This window comes from Rheinheimera sp. A13L (genome assembly GCF_000217935.1).
In the GTDB taxonomy this organism is placed as follows: Bacteria; Pseudomonadota; Gammaproteobacteria; order Enterobacterales; family Alteromonadaceae; genus Pararheinheimera.
The window spans coordinates 140,200-166,223 of sequence record NZ_AFHI01000023.1 but is presented as its reverse complement, the minus strand read 5'-3'; the positions used below and the strand labels follow the sequence as shown (position 1 = coordinate 166,223).

Genomic DNA, 26,024 nt, shown 5'->3' with positions numbered 1-26,024 from the left:
CGCATTTATCCAGCAGATCCGCATAAAAATAAGCCAACTAACCCAATAAAGACTTCAGCCGAACTGGAAAGCCATAGCTAATTGCTGCAGTATAAAAGCCATTATTTGCTTAACTCTGTGTAATGGGAAGCTGCTGTGCCTGATAGTTTAAGTTTATTACCTGCCATAGTGGCTATTGCCGTTGTCATCTGGCGCAAAGAAGTGATTCTGGCGCTGATCCTGGCCGTCGCTTGTGCTGAAGTTCTGCTTTATTTAAAACAACCCGAATTGAGTGTATTCGGCGCTTTGTTGCATGGTCCGGTGCAAAGCCTGGAGCGTATTATTTCTGTCACCTCTTCTGCCGATAACAGCAGGATCCTGTTATTTTCCTTACTAATAGGCGCGCTGATGGCTTATATGCGGGATTCCGGTGGGGTGTCAGCTATGGTGGACTGGTTTATCCGCAAGGGTGTAGCCCTTACTAAACGTCAGGCCGGCTTTATCAGTTATGGCATAGGCATTCTGGTTTTTATTGAATCCAACCTGAGTGCTTTAACAGCAGGCATAGTCTCACGTGGTTTGTACGATAAATTTAAAATGAGCCGCGCCCGTCTGGCTTATATAGTCGACAGCACCAGCGCTCCTGTTTGTATTTTGGTGTTACTCAACGGCTGGGGTGCTTATGTACTGGGGCTTTTAAGCACTTACAACTTGCCGGAGTCGGCTATCTCCGTATTAATTGGCAGTATTCCCCTGAATTTTTATGCCCTCTTTACACTGATGGTGGTGTTCTACACCATCTATACCGACAAGGTCTATGGCCCGATGAAACAGGCTGAAATTGATTTAAATACAGTGTCTAACCAGAGTGATATTGAAATCCCTCCGGGCAGTATGTCGCTGATGTTAGTCCCCTTGCTGACTCTGGTTCTGGGCATGGTTGCCTTTATGCTCTGGACAGGCAACGGCAGTTTAGTTGAGGGTTCAGGCGCCAAAGCAGCCTTGTACGCCACCACTTTAGCTTGTGTGGTGGCTTATGGCCTGATGGCTTACAGCCGGAAATTTAACCATCAGCAACTGGTGACTATTGGTTTTAAAGGCATGAGTGAGCTGCTGCCTTTAGTCTGTATAGTGCTGTTGTCGCTGGCTTTGGGCAGTGCGATGAAAGATCTCGGCACCGGGGCTTATGTCGCTTCTTTTGTCAAAGAGTCCACCCCACTGGTCCTTATTCCCGCTTTACTTTTTATCGCTGGTGCCATTATTTCTTTTACCACAGGCACTTCATGGGGCACTTTTGCCATTTTAATTCCAATTGGCATGCCGCTGGTGGAAATGCTGGGCTTGCCCCCTTCTCTGCTGCTGGCCGCTATTTTAAGTGGTGGGATCTGGGGCGATCACTGCTCGCCTATCTCCGATACCACTGTGGTCAGTTCAGTCGCATCAGGCTGTGACGTATTAGAACATGTAAAAACTCAGCTGCCTTACGCGTTATTTTGTGGCTCTTTAGCGCTGATCGCTTTTTTAATCAGTGGGTGGCTCATGATTAAATAAGTCATTGATTACTCTTTGGGCTAAAACCGGATAAAAGTTGGATGAATAGAGAATGAAAACAAACACCTTAGTCATCTTTAGCTGTTTTTTAGTGATGTCTTGTGCAAACACTGTCCAGCAACAGAGTTCCGCCCCCAAAACTGCAGAAGCAAAAGCAAAACCAATCAAAGTGCAGCAACCTGTTCGGATTGAAGCCACTAAACCTACAGATATAGTGGATGTACTGACGGTTACCAGCAAAGTTCAGGTGAGTATGGCTTATGCTGGCGATAGCAACTTTACCGGCAAAGCAGTACCAGGATATCAGGCCAATAGCTGCTATTTAGAAAAGAATGCAGCACAAGCTCTGGCCAAAGTAGCACAACAGGCAGAGCGTCTGGGTTATCAGCTGCAACTGCTGGATTGTTACCAGCCTCAGCGCGCATCCAACCACTTTATGTTGTGGCTTACCAATGCAGCAGATCAAAGCACCAAAGCGGAGTTTTACCCAAACCTGGAGAAAAACCAGTTAACCCCGGATTATATAGCCGCCCATTCAGGCCATAGCCGCGCATCCACTGTGGATTTAACCCTACTGCGAAAAAATGCCGCAGGACAGTGGCAACAGCTGGATATGGGCGGAACTTATGATTTATTTGACCCTGTGTCGCATTCAGACAGCAATGCGATTAATTCGCAGCAAAAAGCCAACCGTTTATTGCTCAAAGATCTGATGCAACAACAGGGATTTTTCCCTTATGCCATGGAATGGTGGCATTTTACGCTTTCAAACGAAAAATACTCTGGCACCTACTTCGATTTTGAGATCAGCCAGCCGTTAAACTAGTAAAGCTACCAGTGGGCAATTCAATAGCTGTAGCTATACTCAGCAGTGGCACGTCAGCTGAAAAGCTGCACACGCAAAACTATGGGCCTAAGGTTGGATCAACTAAGGTTGCCAGGTTGCAGCATTCTATCAAGAGAATTGTAAATTCATCTGTTTGCTTCAGCCCAGTATGTCCTCTGCCCGTAGTTTTTCCTCCTCGCCAGTAAGCCAGGTACTTTGCGCTCTAAAAATGCAGCGTGCTGCTTAAGGATCACTAGCAGGAACTGATTAAGACTACAACGGAGGTATGGGCAATGTTCGACACCAGGCTAAAAACCGAGTTAATGCAAAGTCAGCAGCAACTTCAGTCTTACACTCATTATCTGAACTCAATTAAGCAAAATATAGCGGTGATCGAATTTACCCCATTAGGTATCATACTGAGTGCCAACCAGACATTCCTTGATACTGTAGGTTATAGCCTGGATGAAATAACAGGCCAGCATCACCGTATTTTTTGCGAAGCAGACTACGCGCAAAGCCGTGACTACAGCAATTTTTGGCAGCAACTGGCCGCGGGCAAAAGTCAGTCCCTGACCTTTTTACGTTTGGGTAAACAAGGCCAGAAAATTTGGCTGGAGGCGACTTATTTCCCGGTGCTGGAACAAGGCGTCGTGACCAAAGTGGTTAAGTTTGTTTCTGACGTCAGCGATAAAACCCGCCAGCAGAAAGAACAGGAAGCTGTGATTGATGCCTTACAAAAATCACAGGCCATTATTGAATTCACCCCTGAAGGTGAAATTCTCAATGCCAACGAAAACTTTTTAACTACTGTAGGTTACCCTCTGGAGCTGATCCGTGGTCGTCACCATCAAATGTTTTGTTTTGATGATTTTTATCGGGAAAATCCGGATTTCTGGCAGGATTTAAAGCAAGGCCACTACAAAACAGGCCAATTTGAACGCAAAAACAGTCAGGGAGACTCGATTTGGCTTGAAGCCACCTACAACCCTGTGTTTGATGAAGACCACAAGGTAGTGAAAGTCATTAAATTCGCCAGCGATATTACGGCGCTGATCAAACAACGTCAGGCCGTAAGCCAAGCCAGCATGACAGTGCAGCAAATCTCACAGCAAAACAGTGCACTGTTTTTGCAAGGCGTTGAATTGCTGAGTCAAAGTGTTCTCAACTCGCTTTCTATTGAACAGGAAGTGGCACAAGCTTCTGAGCTATTGCAACAACTGGCCGAGCAGTCTCAGGCCATTTATGCCATGGTGAATACCATTCGCAGTATTGCCGATCAAACTAATCTGCTGGCGTTAAATGCCGCTATTGAAGCTGCCAGAGCTGGTGAGCATGGCCGTGGCTTTGCAGTGGTTGCGGATGAAGTGCGCAGCCTGGCTTCACGCACTGGTGTCTCTACTGTCGAAATTGAGCAGGTAGTAAAAACCAATCTGGGCCTGACACAAGATGCATTGAGCAGAATGGAGCTTGCCTGCGCTGAGTCTGAAAAAGGCAGTCAGCTGAGTCATCAAACCTCTACTGTGTTCACTGGCATTCAGCAAGCCAATACCAAAATGACAGACGCCATCGCTGAACTGGCAACTTTTGTCTGATGCCATTTGTACCGGAACATCACCTGAGGTAAGGTGCTCCCTTCATCCACATTGACGAAGGGGATAGTTTTGTCTGCACTTTCAGGTAGTCGCCATCTGATCATCATCTGCTGTTCTCTGCTTATTCTTGCCTGTAGTCATAGCGGAGAAATACACCAAGAGAATGTACTTTTGCCTTTACAGCACAAGTTACATCAGGCTGGCTTACCTGCAGATGCCCTCGCCTTTGTCGCTTATCCGCTGGACAATCCGGCTGAAAAAGTCAGCTTTCAGGCCGAAAAATCCATGCAACCGGCCTCGACTATGAAGCTGCTGACCAGTATTACTGCATTGGAACTATTAGGCCCGGCTTACAGAGGTAAAACTCAGTTACGCTCTTATGAACAAGCGCAAAACACCATGCAACAACCGTTGGTGCTTAAAGGTTTAGCTGATATGGATTTTACGCTGCAAGAACTCTGGTATTTGCTGCAACAAGCTTATGATCAGGGCATACGTCAGGTGCCGGCTTTTCAGATTGACCGCAACTGGTTTAATCCGGCCCGTCCTGAGCTAACGGCCTTACCTTTTGATGAAACTCCACGCGAATATTACAACCTGCTGCCAGATGCCTTGTTTTTACAACGTAATATGCTGGGTATCAAACTAGAGTCCTCTGCGGATAAAATTTCAGGGCAATTCTACCCTTCGCTACAAGGCCTGGAGCTGGTGACCACTCAGGTACAGTTAACAGATATGCCCTGCGCCCAGTGGTATCCGCATCCACAACAGCTGGCCTTTAAACGTCAGCCAGACACTGTACAACTGGTATTGCAAGGTGAGTTTCCAAAAAACTGTCAAAAACGTGATTATTTGCAACTGATCAACAGAGTGGATTTCAGCCGTTTAGTCATTCAGCAACTGTGGCAACAGATCTCTGGACAAAAAGAAGTACCTGTAGTGGAGCAAAAGACAGCAAACGCCTCTGTGCTGCTGGCCGAACATCAAAGCCGCACTTTGGCGGAAGTGCTGCGGGATATCAATAAAAGCTCAGACAATGCCCTCACCCGTCAGCTGTATTTAGTGTTAGGCGCACAACAAGGCACAGCTGAAGCTGAATCGACAGCAACAATCTCAGAGCAACAAATACGAGACTTCATTAGCAGTCTGGCTTTGGATCACAGCAGCCTGACGTTAGAAAACGGCTCTGGTTTATCCCGCACTGAACGCATCAGCCCGCTGTTGATGACAGCCCTGCTGCAGCATGCTTACCAGGCCAGCTATCAGCCGGAATTGATCGCAAGCATGCCCCTTGCTGGCGTGGACGGCACTTTAAAGCGACGTTTTACTCAGGCTCAGACCCAAGGCAAAGCACGATTAAAAACCGGCACTTTGCGTAATGTCGTGGCGCTGGCGGGTTTTGTGACGGACCAAAGTGGCCGCACCTGGGTGGTAGCCAGCTTTATCAACGACCCCAAAGCTGGCCGTGGACGGCATGTACTGGATGATTTGATTGAATGGATCACCAGACAAAACGACAAAAATAGCCAGCAATAGGTCCGTCTGTCTGGTGTAGTGCTTTACTTCATGTTAATCTTCTTGATAACTATTCTCATCTAAGTGTAATTAATGGAGTGTTTGATGAAAAGTTCTGCATTGGTATTCAGTTGTGTTGTGTTAGTCGCCAGCTCATTTACGGCTATGGCGTCTGAGCGCCCGGATCATTTTAAAGGCAAAGAAGTCAAAACTCTGGCTGAAGCTGTGGCTAACTTTAAAGAAGCCAATCAACGTTTTGCCCAGCTGCAATCAGCCCCGCTGACGCCTGAAGCTATGGCGGAAATTCATCAGCTCACCTACAGCATGGAAGTTGCGCTGGAAAAAATTCATCAGGAAACCGCACAACTTAAAGTGGTGTTGGAAGAAGTGCATCTAGCTTCTGAAAAAATGGATACCGACACAGTGCAGCAACAAGGTGCTTTGTATCTGAAAAATGCGACGACACTGGTCAAATAACGCCTGGCGACTACTAAACCCTCTTTCGCCTGTGACTTAAAGCCCAGGCGAAAAAAAGGCCAGTCTCAGGACTGGCCCCGCAAATCCTATCAAAAACAGGATTCTGCTGCTTCAGGACATTCATCAGGAATGCGGGTATATACCCGTCGTCCTTGAAGTTGCTGCTTTGTTGACTACGTCATCTCGCCCCAGTCACATAGGTTTACTATGCTCCAGGGGTCTCACTGACTTGTCGCCTCGCCGAAACTTCAAGTAACTTGGGTATACACCCTATTTTTCGTAACTCAAATCCATTTTAGCTACGAAATATTTAGCCCGGTCGCACCCGGACTAAAACCATGCAGAGCAACCCAAAGCGGCTCTGTCAGAATACAAGGACAAACAAAAACTGATGAGTCAGTTTATGCTCCGGTAAGTTCATCTTTACAATGTAACCGATTACAAATCCATCTGTAGTATGCCAGACCCTGAGCTGAAACAGAACGCCCATTCTGAAAAAAATGGCTATTAATCAAGCAAGACACTGAGCAGATCCAGCGCTTGCCAAGTGATTTTGAATAAGCTTCAATGTCAGCTGTAATTCATGAACTGGTCAACAGAGCCAGCAGAGGAATAATGGCTTCTACTTTTTCACCTTTAGACTGGCTGATGTTTGTGTTGTATTTTGTGCTGCTGGCCCTGACCGGCTGGTGGATTAACCGCAGTGGTGCAAAAAACAGTCAGGAATATTTTATTGGCAGCAACAGCATGCCGACCTGGCTGGCAGCCATCTCTGTATTGGCTACAGCTCAATCTGCCGCTACTTTTTTAGGTGGCCCTGATATTGGCTATCGCAGTAATCTGACCTACCTTGCCAGCACTCTGGGTGCTTTAATGGCGGCCTTTTTTGTTGGCTACTTTTTAATTCCACGATTTTATCGCTACAAAGTCAGCACTGTTTATGAACTGCTTGAATTACGTTTTGGCAGCAAAGCAAAAAAACAGGCGGGGTTAATGTATTTGTTTGGCCGTATTTTTGCCAATGGCGCCCGGCTTTATATGGCAGCTATAGCTGTGTCTATGATCTTATTTACCGATATCGCTTTGCACCATGTGATTTGGTCCATCGCCCTGCTTTGTCTGGTGGCATTGTTGTATTCGATTTTTGGTGGCATTAAATCTGTGATTTATGGCGATGCTTTTCAATGTTTTGTTTATGTTGGCGCCGCAGTTCTGGTGCTGCTGTATTTATGGCAGTCTATTCCTGCCGATTTTGCTACGGTCTGGCAGGCGTTAGAGCATCCGCCTGAAAACGCCGCCAGTAAACTGCTTCTGATCGACACCAGTTGGGATTTTAGTTCAGCCAGTGCTTTTACAGTCTATTCCAGTGTCACTGGCCTGTTTTTGCTTTACATCGCCTCTTTTGGCTTGGATCAGGATATGACCCAACGCGCTTTAACCTGTAAAAACGCCCGTCAGGGCTCTTTAGCTATTATCTGGTCTGTGGTTTTAGTCATACCTGTGACCCTGCTGTTTATCGTCATTGGTTTTTTATTACATATCTTTTATCAAAGACCGGATCTGATGGCAGGCTCTGGCGCCCTGATGCAAAGCAGTCAGTTCAGCGGCGAAAATATCACAGTCTTTATGTATTACGTTTTGCATGAAATGCCTGCCGGCTTGCGTGGTTTAGTCACAGTGGGCGTGATAGCTGCAGCAGTCTCTACTCTGACATCAGGTTTAAATTCTATGGCTTCTGTGATTATTCAGGATCTATACAAGCCCTGGCAGCAGCAGCGCTCAGAGAAACCAGAACAGTATTATGTTGCAGCTGCACGCTGGTCTATGTTGCTTTGTGCTACAGCCCTGGCGTTGATGGCGATCTTATGTTTCTACTGGCAACAAAAAAGCGATATGCCCCTGCTGACTTTTGCTTTAGGCGTGATGGTATTTAGCTATAGCGGTTTACTTGGGGTCTATGCCAGCGCACTTTTTAGCAAACGTGGCAGCCCTGCATCCGTATTAGCCGCTTTAATAGCCGGTTTTGTCATCACTTTGCTGCTGCAACCTTATCTGCAAAGCTATTATTTACCGGCCGACTGGCAGTTTGATTTGGCCTTTAGCTGGCAGCTGTGTATAGGTTTTGCCTGCTCTTTTGTGATTTGTCAGTTGGGAAAAAGCAGTGATGTTGTGGCACAAACAACACTGAACGGAGTGCCCGCCTGATGCGTAAATTTCTGCTTTTAGTCTGCTGCATCGCTTTTAGCTCTACTACTTTTAGCTGCGTGGCTCAAACCAAAGAAATCCAAACAGGGGCCAGCCAGCTGGCAGCAAGACCTGACTCCTCCCCTGTTGAGCTGGCATCTAAACAGATAGGTTTGGTGGTCAATCAAAGCTCAGTGGTGGGCAACAGCCATCTGGTTGAATTGTTATTACAGCAAGGCCTGCAGGTAAAAAAGATCTTCTCACCTGAACATGGTTTTCGTGGCACTTTTGATGCAGGAGCCAAAGTAGAAAACAGCATAGACCCGCAAACTGGTTTAGCTGTGTTTTCGCTCTATGGCAAAGACAAAAAACCAACAGCAGAAGCACTCGAAGGTATCAACCTGTTGATTTTTGATCTGCAGGATGTGGGCGTGCGTTATTACACCTATTTATCTACTTTGCATTATGTGATGGAAGCAGCCGCAGAGCAGAATATTCCGCTCTTGGTACTCGACAGACCCAACCCCAATGGCACTTATGTTGATGGCCCAATGCTTGAAAAAAACTATCAATCTTTTGTTGGGCTACACCCTATCCCACTTTTGCATGGTATGACGCTGGGCGAGCTGGCTTTGATGATCAAAGGCGAAGGCTGGATTAGTAAAGCTGAACAGTTAAAGCTCTATGTTCTGCCCCTCAAAAACTACCAACGTGATATGCCTTATAAGCTACCAGTGCGACCCAGCCCAAATTTGCCCAATGCTCAGGCAGTGGCTTTGTATCCGTCTTTAGGTTTTTTTGAGGCAACGCCTTTAAGTATTGGCCGGGGCACCGACTTTCCGTTTCAGGTGTTGGGTTATACCAATCCACCTTTAGGAAAATTTGCCTTTAGCCCTGTGCCTAAAGCTGGCGCAGCCCTTCATCCGCCATTAAAAAACCAGCTGGTTTTGGGGCTGGATTTACGGGAAGTAAAAGCTGGCGGTCTTGATTTAAGTTACTTAATTCAGGCGCAGGCGCTTTTTGCTAAACACCAACTGAAGTTATTTAATTCGCCAGATTTTATGGACAAGCTGTCAGGTAGCAACAAGCTCAGGCAACAACTGGAGCAAGGCTGGACTGAACCCCAAATTCGCCAAAGCTGGCAGAGTGAGTTAATGAAGTTCAGGCAACAACGCCAGCCTTATTTGCTTTATGCGGATCAGCATTAATCAAGCCGGGAAAAGCTCTGCCATCTGAGTCAAAGTAGCACCAGTCACCCTGTTAATGCGCCAGTCGTGCAGCATCACAGCACCTAAGGACTGATAGAAGTCGATAGCGGGTTGATTCCAATCCAGCACAGACCACTCCAGACGGCCACAATCACGCTCTACCGCCAGCTTCGCCAGATAAGTGATCAAGGCTTTGCCTACACCAGCGCCACGGCAAGCGGGTTCGACAAACAAATCTTCCAGATAAATACCAGGCTTGGCTAAAAAGGTGGAGTAGTTATGGAAAAACAACGCAAAACCCACGTCTTTGCCCTGATAATTAGCCAGCACTACTTCAGCATAAGGGGTGTCATTGAATAAGGTGTCACGCAACTTTTGTTCAGTCGCCACCACCTGATCTGACAATTTCTCATACTCAGCCAGTTGCTGAATAAAACTTAAAATAGCAGGCAGATCCGCTTCTGTAGCTAAACGCAGTTCAAGACCCTCTATACGGGTTGAAATAATGCTCATCAGAACTCCTCAAAAATACAATAAGACAAAAAACAAAAGGGGCCAGAGTCATTGATCCGCGATTCGCTTATCAATGACTCTGACCCCTTGGTCAACAACGGGCTAATTACTTAGCGCGGCTGCGGTATTCGTCAGTACGGGTGTCGATTTCAATCTTGTCGCCGATTTCAACGAAAGCAGGAACCATTAATTCGAAACCTGTGTCCAGCTTAGCTGGCTTCATTACTTTACCTGAAGTGTCGCCACGTGCTGCTGGTTCAGAGTAAACCACTTCACGAACAACGAATGGAGGTAAGTCAACAGAGATAGCACGCTCACCGTAGAACACGACTGAACACTGCATATCCGGAACCAGATATTTCAGAGCATCAGTCATGTTGTCTGCTTCGATTTCGTACTGGTTGTACTCAGCATCCATAAATACATACATTGGGTCTGCGTAGTAAGAATAAGTCACTTCTTTAGTATCTAACATGACTTGTTCGAACTTGTCGTCAGCACGGTAAACAGTCTCAAGACCGCCACCAGTTAACAGACCTTTCATTTTCATTTTTACAACAGCGGCGTTACGACCAGATTTGTTGAATTCAGCTTTCTGAACAACCATTGGCTCGTTGTTGACCATGATCACCTGGCCAGCGCGTACTTCTTGAGCAGTCTTCATCATAATTGAAATATCTTCTTGTTAGGAAAAATTGCGCGACATTATAAGTTTATTTTCAGCAAAACGCACGAGGTTGCTGGCAAGATCTTGCTGCTGAATTAAATATTCCTGCCACTTTTTGTTATGCACCTGAATTTGTTCACTAAATTCTTTGAATATCGCAAATTCTGTACTGATATCCTGCTCAAGATTCCATGCCATATGCAGTTTTTCTATACAGGCTTTTTGTTCATCCGTGGCATGCTGCAGGTACTTGTCTAAAAAGGCCTGCAGTTTAATTAAATGCGCCTGCTCTTCCTGTCGGTAAATTTGCCAGATAAAAGGCTTGCCCGCCCAATGGGCTCTGATCACAGAGTCTTCACCGCGCACAAAGTTAATATCACAGCAGGCCAAAAGCTGGTCATACATAGGCTGTGGCATAAAGTCTAAAATGCGGATACTTAATGATTTTTTATCCAAACGGCCAGTTTTTAGTTCGGAGAAAAGTTGGGTTAAATCTGTCGCCAATTGCCCTTGCGGCACCAGTAACAAGGTTGTTTCTGCTGCATCAGCCAGTTGTTCCAGCCAAGGGCAGATCTGGGCCTGGCTATAAGCAAACAAGGAAATTTTTTGCTGATACTGCATCGCATCCAAAAGGCCCAAACTCTGCCAAAACTCGTGCTGTAACCGGTCTGACTGGCTTAATTCTGCCAAAAACCCGACCAGACCCTGCTCTCTTAATAAAGCGCCCGTTTGTGCTGTAAAACCAGGGAAAAAGAAATATTTTTGCAACGGCAACTGTGGATGAGGTGATGGCAACGCATGGCAACCATGCACCCAGTCTTCTGCAGACAGGTATTCCAGATTTAACCATAAAGGTTTTTCGGCAAAAGACGCCATCCAGTGCAAATACGAGGACGGAATAGTGCAGGCCAAAGCTTCAATCACCAGATCTGGCCTGTCCGCTGCTGTAAGCTCGGGCAATACAGCAGCCCAATGCCGCACCAACACATCCTGTTGCAACTGAGTGGCAAGCTCTGGGTTTACACTATGGCAAATTTTCTGAAAGCTGTTTAAATCGTCCACCCACAAGGTGACCTGCCATTGATGTTCATTGTGCAATTGCCGGGCTAAACGCCAGCAAATGCCAATATCGCCAAAGTTATCTACTACAGAGCAAAACAAATCGCAGCGCATGCTTTACCTTTCACCTATCCGATCAGTTGGCTGATCAAAGCTTTCAGCGCTTTGGCCATTAAATACAAAGTGGCGATACTAAGCAGCAGGCAGCCCCAAAGCAAGGCCTGATACCATAATTTGTGAGCACCCTGTTTTAGTTTTTGCCACCAGCTTTGTTGGGGTTGCCAGTCTGGTAAATGCCGGAATAATAACAGCGCCAGCCAGGCTAACAGCACCCAGCCTAATAACACCACTGACAATAACAAAGACACTTCATAAAGCACTGACGGGCCTTGCAGCAGATAATAAACCCCAAAACCCAGCGCATAACACCCCAAAAACACCAGGCCAAGACGCCAGACATAAAGCCGCTCTGCCAGGTACTGTGCTTTGCTCAGCAATTTCATGGGTTCTGCTCTTTCTGCTTATTTGCCAGGGTCAGCGGATACAAAGGCACAAGCCCGGCCTGCCCTGTCATATCCGCCACCAGCCAGATTTGTTCAAACGGATGTTTTGGTGGGATCTGTAATAAATGCGGTGTTTGTTCCAGCTCTTGCGCATGCCAATCCGGATGAGCGTTGCGGATCACCAACCAGACTTTGTCTGAGTCATAACTTTTTTGCGCTTTATTGATAATGAGTTTATCCAGCGCTTGTAATAAACGCTCTGCGACAGGCCACTGTTCAAGCGACTGCAAGGCTTCGAGCGTGCCGCCTTTCAGTTCACGGCCCAGAATTTTCATCGCTTCGGCTTCGCTGCCATATAAATGTGCAATTTCCAGATCCAGTTTTTGCTGCTCCAGATAACAGGACACATCAGGCTTGGCTGGTTCGTTATGCCAGATATGCCGCATTTTGACGCCAAACTTGTGCTGGTACAGTCGCATAAAAAGTTTGGCGGCCTGATGCTCCAACTCTATTTTTTCATCGATACTGCTTTTCATCACACCCAACAAAGTTGTGTTTCGTATAGGAGGGTATCTTAACGGCAAATACCCGGGCAGTCTCAGCTAACCTCAGTCTTATTCGTTAGAGACCGGTTGTTTTTGTTTCAGTTGCTCATAAGCCCCGGCGTTCGTTGCATTGCTGTAACCCAGAGTTCTTAAGGTTTCAAGCGCAATGCCTGAGCGGCGACCACTGCGGCAATACAGCTGAATATCTGCGGTTTTATCTGCGCTGACTGCTGTGATTTTTTGCTCAATTTCGTCATAAGGAATGTTGATTGCACCTTCCAAATGCCCTGCGTTGTACTCTTGTGCAGTACGCACATCTATCCACAATGTTTGAGCTAAAGCCATGTGGCTACAGAGTAAAAGCAACATCATAAAAATGTTCATCTAAGGAGACCTTATCAGTTCAATACCAGCAAAAGGATAAAACAACAGCTTGCCACCGACAGTAATTTCAGCTGTCGCCAGAAACTCAAAGCCACAGCCAGAGCAATAGTGCAAACAGCAGACACTGCATCAAATAGGCTCAGTGCCAGCAGAAGAGCCAGAACTACAGGTAAAACATTCAACAGTTTTAACACAAGCCACTGTTTTGTCGTACACAGAGCTAACCAGAAATAATGCTGAGCCAACAGGTGCTGTTGCCATAACTTCTGCTGCGCATAACAGAGCAAAGCCAGGATCCAGCTAAAAACCGCACTTACAAATAGCATAGCTTCAGGCTTCAGTTGTTGCTCCAGCCAGTAGTGCCATAAAGCCTGTACAAAAATGATCAGCAATACCATGGCTTTATTTTGTTGCTGCCGGATAAACCAATAGAGCCAATAACGAAACAACGATCCCGCTGATAACTGCTGCCCATGTAACTTCTGTTGTAATGCCCATTCCAGCAGCATCAACGCCAATAAAGGCAAACTCCAGAGGCTGATAGCAGGCAAAACAAAAACTGCCACTAAAGCCAGCCAGCTGGTCTGACGGGCTTTAAAGCCCAAACAGAGTGCCATCAGCACCAGCAGTAATTGGATGGCATCAAAACAGGCCATAGTTTTACCGCTCAGCAGCAGATAAGCACATGCCGGCAAGGTTAAAAACCAGAATGGCAGCTGATTTACAGCGGCCATCAATTTATTGCTCAAGCTCGCCACTTTGGCAGAAGGTGCCAGACTTTCAACAAAATACTGCTGTGCCACTGGTTTTTGCTGCCAGGCCACGCCACCTTGCCAGCAGAACAGGATCACCAATAACATCTGCAGATAAGGCCAGCGTTCGACAATCCCAAGCTCCGGGTTAAACAACTGGAATCCCAGCAACACCAATGGAGCCATCAGCCCCAGCAGCGCATGACCTGCCAGCATCACAAACAAAAATGAAAACTTATGCAGAGGCGCAAAGGCGTTACAAGCTTGCTGCCAGAACAGCTCAAAGCGAACTAAAAGATAAGTGCCCACCGGCCTTTAACTCCAGATGTTGATCGACTGCAAGTTCAAAACTTTCGGGGGATAAATGACTGGCGATCAGCACTAAAGCGCCCTTTTCTTTCGCCGCCTGCAACTGGGAGCAGCAATAACGCAAAGAATCCGGGTCCAGCGCGTTAAAAGGCTCATCCAGCAACAATAGCTGCGGCTTTGTCGCCAAGGCCAAAGTTAAACTTAATTTTTTCTGCTGCCCTAACGACAAGACTGCCACTTGCTGTTGCAACAAGGACCCGAGCGAAAAAGCTTCTGCATGAAGCATCAGTTGATCCATAGCTGTGCCACGACAGCGAGCGACCAACTGCAATACGCCAAGCACTGTGTTGTCCTGTAAGGGTGCCACTGCATCCGCGCTTATTGCCACTAACTTTTGGTAAGAAGCACTACCCACTTTATGCTGATCAAACTCAATACTGCCCAGCTGTGCTTTATCCAGCCCGGCTAAAACCCGCAATAAACTGGATTTACCACTGCCATTAGCGCCACTTAACCAATGTAAACCGGCATCTAGCTGCAGATTTACATTTGAAAACAACTGCTGCTTGCCATAGCCAAAGCTTAAATTATTAATATTCAACATCTTAGTTTATCCAGTTGCCATACAGCTCAGTCAAGACTGGCAGCACAGACAACACAAGTAACAAGGCCATAGCCCAGTTAAAAATACGCTGATACAAGGGCTGATTTAATACAGAACGCAGCAAAGCACCACAAGTTAACCAGATACCAATACAAGGAAAACTAACCAGCAAAAAAGCAGCTGTGATTTGAGTCACATCCCACCAGGTGTTACCTGCCACTGTGGTAAAAGCCGCCACAGCCCCTGACGCCATAATCCAGGCTTTGCCATTCACCCATTGAAATAGGGCAGCTTGCAGAAAACTAAAAGGTTTAGCTGTGGAGCCTTCTATGCTACTTGGCGTACTGGAGCCGATTTTCCAGGCCAGCCACAGCAAATACAACACCCCCACCACTTTGATCCAGAGATGCAACTGTGGAAAACGTTCAAACACCACACCAAAACCCAGACCAACCAACAGCACCATCAATGGAAAACCAAAACAAATGCCAAAAAAGTGCGGCAGACTGGCTTTAACACCATAGTTCACACCAGAGGACAACATCATAATGTTATTTGGGCCAGGGGTAACGGTAGTGGAAAACGCAAAAAACAATACAGCAAAAAAAACGTCCACAACAACTCCAGAGGACAAAGCTTTAATGCATTGAATCTAAAGCAGATCAGCTCTTAAACACAAGAGATAAAACTCAGTCTGCTGTATTTATTCAGGTTGGTACCAGAGTGAAGATTCTGCCAAAGGGGTTTCAGGAGGGAGGAACGGATTCTCAAGCTCTGCCAGTTTACGTTCAGACAACTTCATCTTATGAAGGTGACTGACAAAATGTTTTTGAAATAATAAATCAAAACTGCCGTCTTTTAACGACTGCCTTAATCCGCTTTCAATCTGTTGTGCTAACTGCGGTTTTTTAGGTGAAACAAAAAAGTATACAGCCCCCGGATAATGCAATAACCAGTCGGTTTCAATCACCAAACCCTGGTCTGCGAATTGCTGCTGTTCTGCCGTTATTTCCAGCACACTGCGCGGCACAGCCTCAACTCTTTTATGCAACAACATTTGAAACAAGGTTTGATAACCTGAAGCGTCCAGTACTTTGAACTTGTTGTGGCGCAGCACTTCGGTGTCTACCCAGTCATGCACTTGCGACATCATGAGTTGTTTTAACGCAGTTTCACCTTCCAAAGCGCTGAATTTAGCTTGATCTTCAGAGCGAATAAGCAGCAAGCGATAACTGCCAAGGCCCTTGTAAATAGGAATACGAACAGGTAAATAACGTTTTTCTCGCTCAATAGTAGTCATGGTCCAGACTACATCCAGTTCAGCTCCGCTTTCAAGCAAATACAAAGCGCGGCTTCTGGACACTCTGCTGGATGTACTTTGAAGTGTTGCCGTACTCCCCGCCTTTTTCAGTGCAAGCTCGAGTAAAGCAATAGCATAGGTGGAGCGATGATCAGTGGGATCGTCTATAGCAGGATAATTCACTGTGTCAGCCTGGACAGTGAATACCAGACAAAGCAGCAGATAGAGGCAAGATCTAAACATCCGACATATCCCGAAAACAACAACTGCCTAGAGTTTAGGAGATAAATCAAACTAATTCGGGCCAGAGTGAAATTAAAGCTGATAGCTTCACTTACTCTGACCCGAATTAAAGGTTTTAGTCTTCGAAGAAGGTATCGCGCAGGGCTACAGTGCGGTTAAAGACTAAATGATCCGGCGTCGAATCTTTGTTGTCGGCACAGTAATACCCTTCCCGCTCAAACTGGAAAGCTTTTTCGGCTTCAGCCGTTTTTAAGCTTGGCTCAACCCAACCTGTTTTCACTGTAAGTGAAGCTGGGTTAATCACAGCTAAAAAGTCTTCTTCAGCAGCAGGGTTCGGTACTGTGAATAACTTGTCATAAATACGGAATTCAGCAGGTACGGCTTGTGACGCTTCTACCCAATGAATCACACCCCGAACTTTTCGGCCATCCGCTGGATTCACACCTAAAGTATCCGGATCGTAAGAACAAATCAGTTCAACAATATCGCCGGCTTCGTTTTTAATCACTTCATCGGCACGAATGACATAAGCGCCACGTAAACGCACTTCGCCACCTGTCACCATACGTTTGTACTTTTTGTTGGCTTCTTCACGGAAGTCCGCTTTGTCTATATACAAAGTGCGGCCAAACGGCACTTTACGGCTGCCCATGCTTTCTTCTTTTGGATGGTTATGAACCTCTAACCATTCGACATCGGCGGCGTTGTAGTTGCTGATGGTGACTTTTAACGGATCAATGACCGCCATAGCCCGTGGTGCATTGGCATCCAAATCTTCACGGATACACGAGTCCAACGCACTGATTTCAATCATATTGTCTTGCTTGGTGACACCAATACGCTTGGCGAATTCACGCAAAGACGCTGGCGTAAAACCACGGCGACGTAAACCTGCAATAGTAGGCATACGCGGATCATCCCAACCAGCTACATGACCACCTTCCACCAGATTGTGCAGCTTACGTTTACTCATCACCTGATACTCAAGGTTCAGACGGGAGAATTCGATTTGCTGTGGATGACAAGCAATAGTGATGTTGTCCAGTATCCAGTCGTATAAACGGCGGTTGTCCTGAAACTCCAGTGTACATAACGAATGCGTAATGCCTTCCAGCGCATCAGAAATACAGTGGGTGAAGTCGTACATCGGGTAAATGCACCACTTGTCACCTGTTTGATGGTGATGGGCAAACTTAACGCGGTAAATCACCGGGTCGCGCATACAGATAAACGCTGAGCTCATATCAATTTTGGCGCGCAGCGAACACTCGCCCTCTTTAAAACCACCGGCACGCATTTTTTCAAACAGCGCCAGGTTTTCTTCAGGTGAAGTATCACGGGTTGGGCTGTTTTTACCTGGCTGAGTTAAATTGCCACGGTACTCACGCATTTGCTCTGCGTTTAAGAAACAAACATAAGCCAAACCTTTGTTAATCAGCTCAACTGCGTAGCCATGCAGCGTATCAAAATAATCTGATGAATAACGCACATTGCCAGACCAATGAAAGCCTAACCACTTCACGTCCTGCTGAATAGAATTGACAAAGTCGATGTCTTCTTTTTCAGGGTTAGTGTCGTCAAAACGTAAATTACACTGGCCCTGATAATCTTCAGCTATACCAAAGTTCAGGCAAATAGACTTCGCATGACCAATATGCAGATAACCATTAGGCTCTGGTGGGAAACGAGTCACAGTTGTGTTGTGTTTGCCTGAAGCCAGATCGGCATCGATGATCTGACGAATAAAGTTAGTTGGGCGATGTTCAACGTCCGCCATAAAATTCAAATCCTTATTTGAAGAACCAGCAGCAGAGTGTGCCGGATAAAATTACTGAAATATGGCGGCATTATAACAGCTGAAATGTTTCTGACTATAGCCGTTGTACTTGAAGCTGCAGCTGTGTTGACCAGGCGCTCTGTACCAACAGCTTTTTGAATTTACGAAGGGCGGGGACAAGCCTTTTTCAGTCTCTGTTTTGAATTTGATACGGGCGGGGGCAAGCCCAGCCCCTACGCCGTCTTCGATTCAGGTGAATAAGTTAGCGGGTCATTTTTTTGACAAAAACCACCACAAAAAGCGCAATGGTAAAGCTGCCGGTAAAGGCTTCAATGGCGGCAACCAGCCGCGAGCCGCCAACAGGAGTGATATCGCCATAACCCAGGGTAGTAAAAGTGACCACTGAGTAGTACATACAATTTAAAAACAAATTCAGATTTTGTTGCCAGCTTTGTTCAGAGGAGTACATCAGCACTTCCCCCTGATAGCTGACACCTAAAAACAAGTAAAAAAAGCTGCAGATAAAAATCAGCAATAACGAAAAAAACACCACCCGCACCGGATCTTCACCATAGCCACAAAACACATCTATTAACTTGGAAAACAGGCGTTTATGTGACCAAACCGGGTATTGAAAACGCCGCATCCTCAGTTCTTGCTGAATGTAAAAGCCTGCTCTGCTAAACAAGCCTTCATGTTCAGCCGCTTTACGCAGGTCACGGTAAATTTCCTCTGATTGTTCAAAATAGTCCTGCGCCATGGCCCAGTCCTGAATTTTAACCGCCTGACGGGCAATGATTTCCTGTCGTAGTTGATCCCCCAACTGAATATGCTCAATACGGGCGCCTGTCCATTTTACGCCCAATAAATTAGCCTGCTGCAATTCAACCCAATGCGCATTGGCGTCACGCAAATCGGCCTTCATTAAATTAGCCTGATGCAGTTTTACTTTGTATAAATGAGCTCCACGTAAATTGGCGCGGTATAAATCGGCATGGGTCAGGTCAAAGCCCGACTGTGAAGGACCTGCTGCCAGATTTAAACCCGGCATATCAGCACGGCGCAAAGAAATACCCCGCATCTGACCGCCATTACGGGCATAAGCTTCCAGGGCACAGCAATCTTCAGCCGTTTTACATTGAGTGGGGTCGTGCCAGTAACAAAGACCTGATGAACCTGCGGGTTCGGTACATTTATGACCTTCATCTTCTTCATAACAACATAAGGGGACAAAAGCCGCAGCAACCACAACCATAACAACACCTGTTCAGTTCCGGGAGCTTTTAGTCTAGCCCAGCCGCACAGGTTTTGAGTTGAAACAGCACTTAACCCAGCATTTCCATATAAACCAATTCCCAGACATGACCATCTAAATCCTGAAAGCCATGGGCATACATAAAGCCATGATCTTGTGGCTGGTTATAGGTTTTACCACCGGCTTTCAGCGCCTTTTGCACCAGTTCCTCCACTTCAGCTTTGCTCTGGCAACTTAAGCAGTTCAGCACCTGGGTCTGCTGATGGCTGTTGACTAAAGGATTGGGGCTGAAGGAAATAAACTTCTCTTTGGTCAGCAGCATCAGATAAAAGCTATCAGCCAGCACAATGCAACTGGCAGTATCGTCACTAAATTGTGGGTTAAAACCAAAACCCAACTGCACAAAAAAGTCGGTAGAAGCTTTTAAATGGGTAGTGGCTAAGTTGATAAACAATTTGCGGCTCATGCTGTTTCCTGAGCTAAACAAGATGTAGAGCAGAGTACTCCTACACAGGCAAAATGCAATATGCTTGCACTAGCTTATGGCGGACTGCATGCGGCGAGCCCAGCCTGCAGCCTTTATCTGTAGGATGCATTCGACGTAAAGCGACAATGCATCACTCTACAATCATCTTCATATACAACTGGCCTCGCTAAAGTTTTTCTGTTCTCTATATAAATACGAAGGCAACTGCACTAAAGCCAAAGCTTTGTTTTTATCTGCAAGCGACACAGGCTGCTTGCTTAACTGAAGATTTTGCTGCTCTGACTGATAAATCCCAGCGACACTTTTACCATCAGGTTTGAGGATCACTAGTTCTTGCTGTTGTGGCCCTTGCTGCATCAAGGCAAAGTAGTTTTCAAACTGCAATAAAGCACGACCCGGACTGGTTTTATCCAGCGTAAAATCACGCCCTGTCATGGTATGGCAGCTGGATAGGCCCATCATAGACAATAAAGTTGGCGCTAAATCTATCTGACTGGCTAAAGTATTTAACAGTTCTGGTTGAGTATCAGCACCTAAGATCAGCCCTGGGATATGAAACTTGTCAACCGGGATCAAGGTATCGCCATATACTCTGCTGTCATGATCAGCTACAACCAAAAACAAAGTATCCTGCCAATAGTCGCTTTGTTTAGCCTTTTCAAAAAACTGTCCCATGGCCCAATCGGCATATTTCACTGCATTATTGACAGTGTTTTTTGGTTCCTCGTATAAATCGATACGGTCATCCGGAAACTCAAAAGGCTCGTGATTACTGGAGGTAAAAATCAGACTAATAAAGGGTTTTTCCTGCTGATGCAAGGCTTTTAGTTGTTGGTGCGCAGTAGTAAATAGATCCTCATCACTAACGCCCCAACTGCCGGTAAACACAGGGTTTTGTATCTGGTTTTGATCCACAATCTGCTCCACACCATTGCCGGTAAAAAAACTGCGCATATTGTCAAAATGCGCTTCACCACCATAGACAAACTGGGTCTGATAACCCGCAGATTTCAGAATAGAAGCAAGGGTAGTGAAATGCTGCTGGCTATTGGATAACTTCACTGTACTTTGGGCTGGCGTCGGCGGAAAACCAGCCACTACAGCTTCAATACCCCGCACAGAACGAGTGCCTGTGGCATACAGATTTTCAAACCAGATGCCCTGCAGCTTTAACTTTTCAAGCTCTGGTGTAACGGCCAAACCACCTAAAGATTGTACAAAAGTAGCCCCCAGACTTTCCTGTAGTACTATCACCAGATTCAGTGGTTTCTCACGTTTGATCACCGCCTGTTGCCAATGCGCTGTTGGGTAATTTGGGTTAGTAAACTGATAGGACTTCAGCCAGGGCCAGTCCAGGCTTAGTTTTAGCATGTGTTCTGTCGGCAATCCGCCATACATTTGGCTGGAATGCGCCTCATGCTTCAAATTGTAGATGGCATAAAACACTGAATAGGCTGAACTTAATACTAAAGAATTAACCATAGCATCGGAGGTAATAGCAAATAATGCCGGATTAGCAGGCCTGTGCTCAGTGGTAGAACGAATACCGGCAAACAACAACAGCAACGCCAGACACCATATGCCAATTGTTTTAAACGCAGACCACTGCTTGGCATTGCATTGCCCTAGCTTGAAAATACGCCGCAACAGCAAGCTCAAGATCACTGTTGCAAAAACTCCAAACAGCAGAGGCATACGAAAACCAAACCATAAAGTCGACAACACTTCCTTTGGGTATTTCAGATACTCGACAAAAAGCCGGTTCGGCCGTATATCGTATTGCAAAATAAAAGCAGGTGTTGCTAGTTCCATAAAAACCAGCAGCACCAAAGCACTCAGGCACCACAGATAACTAAACTGAAACCAGAGCTTGCCTAATCCACGCACTGACGCCAGCGGAATAAGCAGCACTGGTACAACTAAGAGTAAACAAATCACGATAATATCGGCCCGTAGGCCCTGCACAAACAACTGCATCAGTACATCAGTCTGCACAACTCTGTCGTATTGCCACAACACTAAAGCCAGCCTGCTCAGACTCAACAGCACCATCCCCAACACCGCAGTACGGATCAAATAACGATAAGGACCTAAGCAAAACAAATTGGCAAGAAAGGAGGATTTTTCGACGCTGACAACAGACATAAAGAGGCCTCAGTTTTTAGTTGAGGCCAGCATAAAAGTGGATACTTAAGAGAGGCTTAAGGCGGAATTTTTGTCGCTATTAGAGGCCAGGCATTTAAACCAGTGCGCTTGTGGTCGTCTGCACAGACCATGCTTTTTACGCTGTGAGGTTACTTGCAACTAAAAAGCAGAAATGAATAAAGAACTAAAGTCTAACCAGAGAATATATCCGCTTCGTATCCCCTGTTGAACTGCCACTTTGCGACGAGTGAAACCTACGCAGCAACAAAATACAGCGACCACTAAAACTCATACTCCAGCGCAAAACGTAAGGTGCGATCTACTGTGTCGTTGTCTATGGCGACTATCACGGCCAGCTCCCATTTCAGCTGCTTTTGTTTATCAAACTTATGCACGCCCATTAAGCTTGGGCCTGCGCCTTTGTAGTTTTCGCCGGCATATAATTCAATGGCTGGTTGTACTGCGGGTAACCAGCGGTAGCGGTATTGAGCGCGGAATTCGCCTTCCCATTCGGCGTCCAGTGTCTGGCCCCATTCGTACACAGCCAGAGCATTTAACGTCAGGCTGGTTGGGCCGAATTCTTTTTCCATTAATAGCCCGGTGGTGAATTCGTAGTTGTCCTGATTATTTTGTCGCTCCAGTTCAAACAACATACCCCAGTCGGCGCTGTACTGGCCCTGCTCCGTCAGCATCCAGCGCAGCTCCAGCTCGTAGCCTGTCAGTTTGTAATCTTCAGGGCTGATACGATCTGCTATGACATAAATTTCCAATGCTGCACGTTCAGTCACAGAAAAACCGTACCCCAGTTTTTGCCCCATAGTGTTGTTGTCTGGATGATCGGCCTGACGCTGGTAAAAGTAGCGGTATTCAAATTCACGCTCCAGCGGCTGCACATAAGGGTGATACACCTTGTCGACCACTCGCCCATCCGCCAAGGCCGAAGCGCTACTGCACAGACAAACAAAACACAAAGCCTTCACCACCGCTTTTTTGCTGTAAAGCTTCATCTTTTTTTCTCCATAAAGCTGCAACACCAGAACAACAAACCAAAACACAGTAAATACAACAGCAGCTGCGACAGGCTGGGTGTGGCTTCGTAGCCCATTAGCGCCTGTAAAAAGAAACCCAGTTCAGATTGCTCCGACAACAACTGTTCGGTTTGCCAAAGCTGTGGCCCTGCGGGGAGCCAATCAGACTGGAGCAATAAGGCTGATGCCATCATCACCTGACGAGCGCCGGTCAAGGACAACAGCAAAGCAAAACTGCTGATACGCCACTGTTTCAGCTCACTAAGCAGGTAATACCAAAGCACAGCTATGCTGGCCCCTATACCTACACCTAAAGCTGAACCTAACACCAAATCGGCCGGTGTGTTTTCTGCCTGTGTTGGCAACCAGATGTATAACAATAAGTTACTGCCACTGATACTGAACAAACAAGCTGCGGCAAGCGCTGAACTCACCAGCGCACACTGGGCTTTCAGGGCCGACAAACAGAGCAAAACAAAACAGCTCAGATATAAAAAGCTGTATAAAAGCTCCACCCCAAGACCATCGAGTTGCTCAGAGATCCATACCATCCTAAGGCTAATAAGGCTAAGCATCAGCACTGAGGGCAAGGCAAAATACAAAGCAAAACTACGCCAGACACTTCTATGCCACACCAGCAAAGTCGCCAGCAGCAAACAAAGCGGTAACAACTCGCGTAAAAACATCAGCACCGTATTAATAAGCATGATTCGCCTTATACCGCAGCCACTGTTCTTCAGGCAGGGCTATTAACACGCCTTGTGCGCTGTCTGGATTGTATTCGCCAAAAAACTGGTACTTGCCAGGCTGCAAAGGCCCAACAAATAAGGTGGCTTTGCCTTTGCCTAAAATCACTTTTTCGCGGTTTAAGCTGAAGCTTTCAAACTCTTCAGGCGACGGGTCCTGGTTCAGCACCAGCAGCTTCACTTTTTCACCAGCGGGTACGTAAAGCACTGAGGGTTGAAACAGATGATCTTTAATCTGCAGCTCAAATACCTTTTGCTCTGCTACAACAGGCAGAGTCAGTAATAACAATGCTGCAACGGGCAATGCCTTTTTACTGTTTTTTCTCAGCGCTTTGTTTTTCAACTCTTTATTTCTCACAGGGGCAGTTCCACTGTCACTTTTAATCCGCTGCTAAAATCAGAGGCGCCAAGGCTGATACGGCCCTGATGCAAAACTACTATATCCCGCACTATCGCCAGGCCTAAACCAGAACCTATAGTGCCGGATTGATGCCTGTCACCACCCACCCGATAAAAGCGGTCAAACACTCTGTTGTATTCTTCAGGCGCTATGCCAGGGCCATTATCCTGCACCACCAACATGGCTTTATCCTGCGCCGCAGACAATTCCAGTTGAATAGAACCACCCACCGCACTGTATTTACTGGCATTACCCACCAGATTGCTGACTAATAAACGCAACGCAAAAGCGTCCCCTTTCAGTGACAAATGCTCAAGGCCCAACAGTTCAATTTGTTGCTGCTTTTTCTCAATGTGTGGGTACCAGTCAGCCACCACCTGACGGCACAACCCAGCTAAATCCAGTTGTTCAGTGCGGGCCTGAAAATGCTCGGGGTTGGTGCGATTGAGTAGCATAATTTGTTCGATCAGCGCACTCATGCGCTCTACACCAGCCTGCAAGGCCAACATAGAACCTTCAGGGTCGCTAATGCCACAACGCTGCCACTGCGAAGATGCATTGTGCAAATTCACCTGCAATACGCTTAAAGGGGTACGCAGCTCGTGGGCTACATCAGAGGCAAAACGTTTTTCCCGCTCAAAAGCATCGGCTAAACGGGCAAATAACTGATTGGTGGTTTTCAGCATCTGATCCAGCTCTGCCGGCACCTGGTCCAACTCAACCGGGCTTAAATCATTGGCTTTTTTTGACGACAACTGGGCAGAAAAACGTTTTATAGGCGACAAGGCTTTACTCACCACCAGCCATATCAATAAGGCTTGCAGCGGTAAACTCAGCACAACCGGATAAATAGAGGCTGTGATCACTTCATCCGCCAGTTGCTGCCGTTGTGTAAGGGGTTGTGCCACTATCACTGTCAACAGATCGGTAGGCGTCTGACGAAACACCCGCCACCTTTTACCGGAAAAATTATGCTCACTAAAACCTTCAGCGTCCGACATGCTTGTTTGTGGTGCCAAAGCACTACGATACACCAGCTTACCTTTTTGCCAGACTTGCAGCGCTAGCCCCAGCTCTTGCTGTGAACCGGCCTGATACTGCTGCGACAAACTGGACGCCAGGATCTGCAAATCCTGATCAAACAAAGCTTCGGCCCTGATGGCGCTTTGTTTATAGCTTTGTAAAGCCGCAACAAAACTTATCAGCGTAAAGAGCGCGATCAGCACTGTGACTAAATAGCGGCGCAAGGATCTCATATAGTTAGGCTCATGCCGAATTCACACTGACACTGTAACCGACGCCTCGCAGGGTTTTAATGAAGTCTTTCGGCAACTTTTTACGCAAATTGGATATATGCACTTCCAGTGCGTTGCTGGCAACTTCTTCGCCCCAGGCGTATAAACTGGCTTCAAGCTGCTCGCGGGTTTTGATCCGACCAGCCGACTCCATTAATTCTTTCAGCAGCATATATTCGCGGCGGGACAAGCCGACAACCTCTCCTTCAACCCGCACCAGATGCGCGCTGGTATCCAGTTCAACCTGTTGTAGTTTAATTAAGTGCGTAGCTGCTGTGCCAAGCCGTCGCTCTATCACCCGCAAACGCGCGAAAAGTTCAGCCATAGCAAAAGGTTTCACCAGATAATCGTCGGCGCCTAAATCCAGACCGCGGATCCTGTCATCTACCCCATCACGGGCAGTCAGCACCAGCACCGGTAAATGACCTTCTCTTTGACGGCTTTGTTTAAGTATATCCAGACCGTCCATATCAGGCAGACCTAAATCGAGGATCACAGCATCACAGTCTTTCGCTTTAATGCTGCCTAGTGCATGTTGACCCAAACTTACGTGATTCACCACAAAACCCTGACTGGACAATGCCAGCACCAGGCCTTTGGCTAAATCTAAGTCGTCTTCGACCAGCAATAGTCTCATACATGCCCCTGTATTCGAACCTGAATCTGAACTGGGGTAA

The 26,024-nt window shown here is 46.6% G+C and carries 26 protein-coding genes, 1 pseudogene and 1 riboswitch; of the genes and pseudogenes, 8 read left to right on the top strand and 19 right to left on the bottom strand.

Features of this window, described 5'->3' with window-relative positions:
• Nucleotides 1–135: 135 nt before the first annotated feature.
• From RHEIN_RS13235 to RHEIN_RS13205, 8 genes and pseudogenes are all read left to right on the top strand, one after another.
• Nucleotides 136–1,530, top strand: a complete 1,395-nt coding sequence (locus RHEIN_RS13235; RefSeq protein WP_008899482.1) for a Na+/H+ antiporter NhaC family protein — start codon at nucleotides 136–138, stop codon at nucleotides 1,528–1,530.
• A 52-nt stretch (nucleotides 1,531–1,582) separates the two neighbouring features.
• On the top strand, nucleotides 1,583–2,356 hold the full coding sequence (locus RHEIN_RS13230) for a M15 family metallopeptidase (RefSeq protein ID WP_008899481.1): 774 nt from the start codon (nucleotides 1,583–1,585) through the stop codon (nucleotides 2,354–2,356).
• A gap of 37 nt (nucleotides 2,357–2,393) precedes the next feature.
• Nucleotides 2,394–2,480: riboswitch (cyclic di-GMP riboswitch) on the top strand.
• A 169-nt stretch (nucleotides 2,481–2,649) separates the two neighbouring features.
• A pseudogene (locus RHEIN_RS21455) lies at nucleotides 2,650–3,417 on the top strand (PAS domain-containing protein); the annotation flags it as partial.
• A 27-nt stretch (nucleotides 3,418–3,444) separates the two neighbouring features.
• The gene (locus tag RHEIN_RS21450) at nucleotides 3,445–3,951 is read left to right on the top strand and encodes a methyl-accepting chemotaxis protein (RefSeq protein ID WP_443216047.1); all 507 of its coding nucleotides are present in this window, start codon (nucleotides 3,445–3,447) and stop codon (nucleotides 3,949–3,951) included.
• A 69-nt stretch (nucleotides 3,952–4,020) separates the two neighbouring features.
• Nucleotides 4,021–5,487: a D-alanyl-D-alanine carboxypeptidase/D-alanyl-D-alanine endopeptidase gene (dacB, locus tag RHEIN_RS13220; protein WP_158005486.1), complete on the top strand. Its 1,467-nt coding sequence runs from the start codon at nucleotides 4,021–4,023 to the stop codon at nucleotides 5,485–5,487.
• Nucleotides 5,488–5,571: 84 nt separating this feature from the next.
• Nucleotides 5,572–5,943: a DUF6746 family protein gene (locus RHEIN_RS13215; protein WP_008899478.1), complete on the top strand. Its 372-nt coding sequence runs from the start codon at nucleotides 5,572–5,574 to the stop codon at nucleotides 5,941–5,943.
• A 567-nt stretch (nucleotides 5,944–6,510) separates the two neighbouring features.
• On the top strand, nucleotides 6,511–8,148 hold the full coding sequence (locus RHEIN_RS13210) for a sodium:solute symporter (protein WP_237704365.1): 1,638 nt from the start codon (nucleotides 6,511–6,513) through the stop codon (nucleotides 8,146–8,148).
• On the top strand, nucleotides 8,148–9,335 hold the full coding sequence (locus RHEIN_RS13205; RefSeq protein WP_008899476.1) for an exo-beta-N-acetylmuramidase NamZ family protein: 1,188 nt from the start codon (nucleotides 8,148–8,150) through the stop codon (nucleotides 9,333–9,335). Before RHEIN_RS13210 ends, RHEIN_RS13205 begins: the two co-directional genes overlap by 1 nt.
• Here the strand turns inward: RHEIN_RS13205 and RHEIN_RS13200 are convergent, their stop codons facing one another.
• The 19 genes from RHEIN_RS13200 to RHEIN_RS13110 form a co-directional block, all read right to left on the bottom strand.
• On the bottom strand, nucleotides 9,336–9,848 hold the full coding sequence (locus RHEIN_RS13200; RefSeq protein ID WP_008899475.1) for a GNAT family N-acetyltransferase: 513 nt from the start codon (nucleotides 9,846–9,848) through the stop codon (nucleotides 9,336–9,338).
• A gap of 106 nt (nucleotides 9,849–9,954) precedes the next feature.
• Entirely contained in the window at nucleotides 9,955–10,515 is a 561-nt protein-coding gene (gene efp / locus RHEIN_RS13195) for an elongation factor P (RefSeq protein ID WP_008899474.1), read from the bottom strand.
• Between the two features lie 18 nt (nucleotides 10,516–10,533).
• On the bottom strand, nucleotides 10,534–11,688 hold the full coding sequence (earP, locus tag RHEIN_RS13190) for an elongation factor P maturation arginine rhamnosyltransferase EarP (protein WP_008899473.1): 1,155 nt from the start codon (nucleotides 11,686–11,688) through the stop codon (nucleotides 10,534–10,536).
• A 14-nt stretch (nucleotides 11,689–11,702) separates the two neighbouring features.
• Nucleotides 11,703–12,077 (bottom strand): hypothetical protein, encoded by a 375-nt coding sequence (locus RHEIN_RS13185; protein ID WP_008899472.1) that lies wholly within the window; start codon nucleotides 12,075–12,077, stop codon nucleotides 11,703–11,705.
• On the bottom strand, nucleotides 12,074–12,613 hold the full coding sequence (locus RHEIN_RS13180; protein ID WP_008899471.1) for a hypothetical protein: 540 nt from the start codon (nucleotides 12,611–12,613) through the stop codon (nucleotides 12,074–12,076). Before RHEIN_RS13180 ends, RHEIN_RS13185 begins: the two co-directional genes overlap by 4 nt.
• 78 nt (nucleotides 12,614–12,691) lie before the next feature.
• A complete protein-coding gene (locus RHEIN_RS13175; protein WP_008899470.1) occupies nucleotides 12,692–13,006 on the bottom strand; it encodes a rhodanese-like domain-containing protein in 315 nt (104 codons plus the stop codon).
• Nucleotides 13,007–13,020: 14 nt separating this feature from the next.
• Nucleotides 13,021–14,067, bottom strand: coding sequence for a hypothetical protein (locus RHEIN_RS13170; RefSeq protein WP_008899469.1), 1,047 nt, complete (start codon nucleotides 14,065–14,067; stop codon nucleotides 13,021–13,023).
• On the bottom strand, nucleotides 14,039–14,671 hold the full coding sequence (locus tag RHEIN_RS13165; RefSeq protein WP_008899468.1) for an ABC transporter ATP-binding protein: 633 nt from the start codon (nucleotides 14,669–14,671) through the stop codon (nucleotides 14,039–14,041). The genes RHEIN_RS13170 and RHEIN_RS13165 overlap by 29 nt, the downstream gene beginning before the upstream one ends.
• 1 nt (nucleotide 14,672) lies before the next feature.
• Complete coding sequence (locus RHEIN_RS13160; protein ID WP_008899467.1) at nucleotides 14,673–15,287, bottom strand: LysE family translocator; 615 nt, start codon at nucleotides 15,285–15,287, stop codon at nucleotides 14,673–14,675.
• Between the two features lie 87 nt (nucleotides 15,288–15,374).
• Entirely contained in the window at nucleotides 15,375–16,214 is an 840-nt protein-coding gene (locus RHEIN_RS13155; RefSeq protein ID WP_008899466.1) for a transporter substrate-binding domain-containing protein, read from the bottom strand.
• A 115-nt stretch (nucleotides 16,215–16,329) separates the two neighbouring features.
• A complete protein-coding gene (gene glnS, locus RHEIN_RS13150; protein WP_008899465.1) occupies nucleotides 16,330–17,991 on the bottom strand; it encodes a glutamine--tRNA ligase in 1,662 nt (553 codons plus the stop codon).
• A 262-nt stretch (nucleotides 17,992–18,253) separates the two neighbouring features.
• Entirely contained in the window at nucleotides 18,254–19,246 is a 993-nt protein-coding gene (locus tag RHEIN_RS13145; RefSeq protein WP_008899464.1) for an ion channel, read from the bottom strand.
• A 70-nt stretch (nucleotides 19,247–19,316) separates the two neighbouring features.
• Complete coding sequence (locus tag RHEIN_RS13140) at nucleotides 19,317–19,712, bottom strand: VOC family protein (RefSeq protein WP_008899463.1); 396 nt, start codon at nucleotides 19,710–19,712, stop codon at nucleotides 19,317–19,319.
• 168 nt (nucleotides 19,713–19,880) lie between these two features.
• Nucleotides 19,881–21,878 carry an LTA synthase family protein gene (locus tag RHEIN_RS13135; RefSeq protein ID WP_008899462.1) on the bottom strand — a complete coding sequence of 666 codons (1,998 nt, stop codon included), beginning with the start codon at nucleotides 21,876–21,878 and terminating at the stop codon, nucleotides 19,881–19,883.
• 281 nt (nucleotides 21,879–22,159) lie between these two features.
• Nucleotides 22,160–22,885 (bottom strand): hypothetical protein, encoded by a 726-nt coding sequence (locus tag RHEIN_RS13130; protein WP_008899461.1) that lies wholly within the window; start codon nucleotides 22,883–22,885, stop codon nucleotides 22,160–22,162.
• Nucleotides 22,882–23,613: a hypothetical protein gene (locus RHEIN_RS13125; RefSeq protein WP_008899460.1), complete on the bottom strand. Its 732-nt coding sequence runs from the start codon at nucleotides 23,611–23,613 to the stop codon at nucleotides 22,882–22,884. The genes RHEIN_RS13130 and RHEIN_RS13125 overlap by 4 nt, the downstream gene beginning before the upstream one ends.
• Complete coding sequence (locus RHEIN_RS13120) at nucleotides 23,603–24,010, bottom strand: cupredoxin domain-containing protein (RefSeq protein ID WP_008899459.1); 408 nt, start codon at nucleotides 24,008–24,010, stop codon at nucleotides 23,603–23,605. Before RHEIN_RS13120 ends, RHEIN_RS13125 begins: the two co-directional genes overlap by 11 nt.
• Nucleotides 24,007–25,308, bottom strand: a complete 1,302-nt coding sequence (locus tag RHEIN_RS13115) for an ATP-binding protein (RefSeq protein ID WP_008899458.1) — start codon at nucleotides 25,306–25,308, stop codon at nucleotides 24,007–24,009. Before RHEIN_RS13115 ends, RHEIN_RS13120 begins: the two co-directional genes overlap by 4 nt.
• 10 nt (nucleotides 25,309–25,318) lie before the next feature.
• On the bottom strand, nucleotides 25,319–25,984 hold the full coding sequence (locus RHEIN_RS13110; RefSeq protein WP_008899457.1) for a response regulator: 666 nt from the start codon (nucleotides 25,982–25,984) through the stop codon (nucleotides 25,319–25,321).
• Nucleotides 25,985–26,024: the final 40 nt, after the last annotated feature.

Coding starts and splice junctions, on each gene's coding strand:
- RHEIN_RS13230 (WP_008899481.1), top strand. CDS start 1,583: ATGAAAACAAACACCTTAGTCATCTTTAGCTGTTTTTTAGTGATGTCT.
- RHEIN_RS21450 (WP_443216047.1), top strand. CDS start 3,445: ATGACAGTGCAGCAAATCTCACAGCAAAACAGTGCACTGTTTTTGCAA.
- RHEIN_RS13215 (WP_008899478.1), top strand. CDS start 5,572: ATGAAAAGTTCTGCATTGGTATTCAGTTGTGTTGTGTTAGTCGCCAGC.
- RHEIN_RS13210 (WP_237704365.1), top strand. CDS start 6,511: ATGTCAGCTGTAATTCATGAACTGGTCAACAGAGCCAGCAGAGGAATA.
- RHEIN_RS13205 (WP_008899476.1), top strand. CDS start 8,148: ATGCGTAAATTTCTGCTTTTAGTCTGCTGCATCGCTTTTAGCTCTACT.
- RHEIN_RS13200 (WP_008899475.1), bottom strand. CDS start 9,848: ATGAGCATTATTTCAACCCGTATAGAGGGTCTTGAACTGCGTTTAGCT.
- efp (WP_008899474.1), bottom strand. CDS start 10,515: ATGATGAAGACTGCTCAAGAAGTACGCGCTGGCCAGGTGATCATGGTC.
- earP (WP_008899473.1), bottom strand. CDS start 11,688: ATGCGCTGCGATTTGTTTTGCTCTGTAGTAGATAACTTTGGCGATATT.
- RHEIN_RS13185 (WP_008899472.1), bottom strand. CDS start 12,077: ATGAAATTGCTGAGCAAAGCACAGTACCTGGCAGAGCGGCTTTATGTC.
- RHEIN_RS13180 (WP_008899471.1), bottom strand. CDS start 12,613: ATGAAAAGCAGTATCGATGAAAAAATAGAGTTGGAGCATCAGGCCGCC.
- RHEIN_RS13175 (WP_008899470.1), bottom strand. CDS start 13,006: ATGAACATTTTTATGATGTTGCTTTTACTCTGTAGCCACATGGCTTTA.
- RHEIN_RS13165 (WP_008899468.1), bottom strand. CDS start 14,671: ATGTTGAATATTAATAATTTAAGCTTTGGCTATGGCAAGCAGCAGTTG.
- RHEIN_RS13155 (WP_008899466.1), bottom strand. CDS start 16,214: ATGTTTAGATCTTGCCTCTATCTGCTGCTTTGTCTGGTATTCACTGTC.
- glnS (WP_008899465.1), bottom strand. CDS start 17,991: ATGGCGGACGTTGAACATCGCCCAACTAACTTTATTCGTCAGATCATC.
- RHEIN_RS13145 (WP_008899464.1), bottom strand. CDS start 19,246: ATGGTTGTGGTTGCTGCGGCTTTTGTCCCCTTATGTTGTTATGAAGAA.
- RHEIN_RS13140 (WP_008899463.1), bottom strand. CDS start 19,712: ATGAGCCGCAAATTGTTTATCAACTTAGCCACTACCCATTTAAAAGCT.
- RHEIN_RS13135 (WP_008899462.1), bottom strand. CDS start 21,878: ATGTCTGTTGTCAGCGTCGAAAAATCCTCCTTTCTTGCCAATTTGTTT.
- RHEIN_RS13130 (WP_008899461.1), bottom strand. CDS start 22,885: ATGAAGCTTTACAGCAAAAAAGCGGTGGTGAAGGCTTTGTGTTTTGTT.
- RHEIN_RS13125 (WP_008899460.1), bottom strand. CDS start 23,613: ATGCTTATTAATACGGTGCTGATGTTTTTACGCGAGTTGTTACCGCTT.
- RHEIN_RS13115 (WP_008899458.1), bottom strand. CDS start 25,308: ATGAGATCCTTGCGCCGCTATTTAGTCACAGTGCTGATCGCGCTCTTT.
- RHEIN_RS13110 (WP_008899457.1), bottom strand. CDS start 25,984: ATGAGACTATTGCTGGTCGAAGACGACTTAGATTTAGCCAAAGGCCTG.